Origin of the sequence: Pseudoflavonifractor sp. BSD2780061688st1 E11 (assembly GCF_005844125.1) — a bacterium.
Classification (GTDB): Bacteria; Bacillota; Clostridia; order Lachnospirales; family Lachnospiraceae; genus Sellimonas; species Sellimonas catena.
Map to the genome: position 1 here is coordinate 1 of NZ_SPHM01000078.1, position 3546 is coordinate 3546.

Sequence of the window (3546 nt, forward strand, 5' to 3'; positions counted from 1 at the left end):
GAATGGAAGTAGAAATAAGCGTAAGACTAAAATCCACTTTAGCCCATTTAAAGTGGAAATAAACTTTTCAGTTCAGTCGACGTAAAAAAATAGAAAGGATTGTAACTATTGCTTGAAAATTGCGGAGTGGATAACGTATAATAGTTGACAAAGCAATAGTATGGAAAGATTGGAGTAGGATAGATGAACCAGTTTGTAGATATTCATTGTCACATTCTGCCGGGGGTGGATGATGGATCCCAGTCTCCGGAAGAAACAAAGGCCATGCTGGAGAAAGCATGGGATGAGGGGATACAGATCATGGTGGCGACCCCTCACTATCACAAGCAGAGAGGGAAAAATGATATCGATCTGATCAAGAAACAGTTGCTCCTGACTCGAAAGCTTGCAAAGGAAGTTCACCCGAAGATGCAGATCTGTCTTGGGATGGAGATTTATTACGGGGAGGATGTCCCGGAGCTTTTAAAGACCGGGAAAGCAGTGAGCATCAGAAAATCCAGATATATCCTGGTGGAGTTTTCGCCGGGAGACGATTTCCAGTATATCCTGAATGCTGTGAGAAAGCTTCAAATGAGCGGCCACACCGTTATTATTGCGCACATTGAGCGTTACAACTGCCTGAGAGAAGATATCTCAAACGTAGAATATCTCAGGGAGATGGGGGCGTATCTCCAGGTGAACGCGGGAAGCATTACAGGAAGTTACGGCAGAAGCGTAAAGAAGTTTCTGCGGGAGGTATTAAAAGCGCATCTTGTCCAGCTGGTAGGGACAGATGCACATGGTCCGGAGAAGCGGTCACCGAAGATGCAGGAGGCATACAAAGAAGTTGTCAAACGTTGCGGTGAAGAGTATGCGGACCAGATCTTCGGGCAAAATGCCAAGAAAGTTCTTCGCAATGAAGAGATTGACGAGTACTAAATGAGAATGAATTAGGAAGGTATAGTGTTTATGGAAGGGACAAACCAGAATGTGAAAGAAAATGATGAGATTACAATAGATCTCACCGAATTGTTTATGACGTTATGGAGCAAGGCACATATTATTATTCTGTCAGGAATCCTGCTGGGGCTTCTGGCATTTGTTGGAACCAAACTTTTTATTACGCCAATGTATACTTCAACAACCCGGTTCTATGTGCTGACCAGAACAACGGACACCGGAAACGTGACATACAATGATCTGCAGACAGGATCACAGCTGACGAAAGACTATGCGGAACTGGTAAAGAGCCGTCCGGTTCTGGAAGAAGTTATTTCTGTTCTGAATCTTGATATGGATACAGAAGAGCTGGCGGATAAGATCACGGTTACCACACCGACAGATACCCGTGTCATGTCCATTAATGTAAGAGACGCCGAACCGAAACAGGCAAGAGATATTGCAGATGCGGTACGCCAGGCGGTAGGAATTCAGATTCAGGATATCATGGATGTTGACTCTGTCAAGACGGTAGAGGAAGCGAACCTGCCGGACAGCCCGAGCAGCCCGAGCGTGATGCGTAATACGCTGATCGTCGCAATTCTCGGAATTCTGATTTCTGCCGGTATTATCATTCTGGTATTTATGCTGGACGATACAGTAAAGACACCGGAAGATGTAGAGACATATCTTGGACTGAATGTTCTTGCGTCCATTCCGGTTTATGACGGGGCAAATGCAAAGAATAAAAAACGTGTAAAAGGGCTCTCGGCCCGGAATTTCCAGAAAAAAACTGCGAAAAAGTAAGGTTTGGGAGGTCTGAAGATGAAAGAAATATCATTAAATTTAAAGAGTATGCAGGATTACAGAATTAATGAATCCTACAAACAGCTTCGTACAAATATTGAATTCTCCGGAGAGGAAAATAAGATCATTGCAATTACAAGCTGTGCTCCAAGTGAAGGAAAGAGTACGGTATCATTATCAACGGCATACTCTCTTGCAGAGGCGGGAAAAAAAGTTCTTTTTATTGACGCGGATCTTAGAAAGTCTGTTCTTGCCGGAAGATATAAGGTGACAGGAGAAATGAAAGGTCTGACCCATTTTCTTTCCGGTCAGGGAGATCTTTCTGAAATTCTCTGCAAAACAAACGAAAAAGGCCTGTTTGTCATTTTTGCAGGTCCGGTTCCGCCAAATCCGGCAGAACTCCTTGGAAGCAAAAAGTTTGCCGCACTGTTAAAAGAGGCAAGAAATATTTATGACTATATTATTATCGACACACCTCCGCTTGGAAGTGTTATCGACAGCGCAATCGTGTCCGCAGCATGTGACGCGGCGATTCTTGTTATTTCAGCCAATACGGTCAGCTACAAGTTCGCGCGTTCCGTAAAGGATCAGCTTATCAAGACAGGATGTAATATTCTGGGAGTTGTTCTCAACAAGGTATCCATGAAGCAGAATAAATATTACGGTAAGTATTACGGGAAATATTACGGACATTACGGAAGTGACAATTAATCGATTAGGAGAACGTTAAGATGAGACAAAGGCTATTAACCCTGTGTCTGATAGCAGGCTGTGCGGTGCTGGTAGCCGGTGCGGCCGTTATCACTGCTTCACAGGATAAAACAGCACCGGTCATCACGATCGAAGACAAAGAGAAAGAAATCACCTACAAAGACGGAGACAATTATGAAGAACTCCTCGCTGACGTAACTGCCGAAGACAACCGGGACGGAGATGTGACGGATCAGATTTTTATTGACAAAATTACGGTAGTAAGCGATGGAACCCGCGCAATTGTACAGTATGCGGTAATCGATGAGAGCAATAATGTCGGAACCGAAACACGGATGGTCAATTATGAGGGAACCGGGCAGGCAGAACAAAATGTCAGCCAGCCTGAAGCAGAGGAACCGTCCCAGGAAGAGGAAGCGCAGACAGAGGAAGATACTTCAGAGGAAACTTCAGAGGATGAACAGGCAGCACAGGAACAGGCTTCCGCTGAGGAAACACAGGAGGAAAATACCGGAGAACTGACACCGGACGGGGCAAATCCGGCAATCCGTCTCACGGAGACGTCCAGATCAATCCGTGCAGGAGAATCATTTGACGTCCTTTCCGTGATTGACCAGGTGGTGGATGACCAGGACGATGCGGCGACATTATTCAGAAGAATTCACGCGGACGGAGAGTACAATACATCCGTTCCGGGTACATATACAATTCGCTACTATGTGATGGATACGAACAATAATACATCAAATATTGAAGAGTTTACATTGACTGTACAGTAGGTAAAAGGAGTGATAAAAATGCCGCAGAGAAGAGAGCAGAGGGAACGCAGGAGACATCAGGGCCGCCGCGGTTCCCGGCATTACGACGAGAAAAAAGGGAGAAATACTCTCGGAAAAGTGATTGCAGTAATTCAGCTTCTGATTTCTGTGATTTTTGTCGGTATCTTATTTAACAGTGGAATGATTCCGATGAAGTATCTGGCAGCAGGAGCTGTTGTGCTTCTGCTGTTGTTCGCCCTCACATTTGGAATGCAGTATATCAGGAACAAAATTCATATTGTGGGGATTGTACTGAGTATTCTGATCAGTGCCGCACTTGCTTTCGGAACCT

5 protein-coding genes are annotated in these 3546 nt (G+C 44.9%); all 5 read left to right on the top strand.

The window, feature by feature from the left end; all coding sequences use genetic code 11:
* The first annotated feature begins 183 nt into the window (after positions 1-183).
* A complete protein-coding gene (locus FGQ85_RS17925; protein ID WP_087167281.1) occupies positions 184-918 on the top strand; it encodes a CpsB/CapC family capsule biosynthesis tyrosine phosphatase in 735 nt (244 codons plus the stop codon).
* Positions 919-948: 30 nt separating this feature from the next.
* The gene (locus FGQ85_RS17930) at positions 949-1725 is read left to right on the top strand and encodes a Wzz/FepE/Etk N-terminal domain-containing protein (RefSeq protein ID WP_087254862.1); all 777 of its coding nucleotides are present in this window, start codon (positions 949-951) and stop codon (positions 1723-1725) included.
* 18 nt (positions 1726-1743) lie between these two features.
* Positions 1744-2436, top strand: a complete 693-nt coding sequence (locus FGQ85_RS17935) for a polysaccharide biosynthesis tyrosine autokinase (protein ID WP_087254859.1) — start codon at positions 1744-1746, stop codon at positions 2434-2436.
* A gap of 20 nt (positions 2437-2456) precedes the next feature.
* Positions 2457-3215 (top strand): immunoglobulin-like domain-containing protein, encoded by a 759-nt coding sequence (locus FGQ85_RS17940; RefSeq protein WP_138374138.1) that lies wholly within the window; start codon positions 2457-2459, stop codon positions 3213-3215.
* Positions 3216-3233: 18 nt separating this feature from the next.
* Positions 3234-3546, top strand: a 313-nt coding sequence (locus tag FGQ85_RS17945) for a hypothetical protein (protein ID WP_347563116.1), incomplete at its 3' end; no start/stop codon positions are given.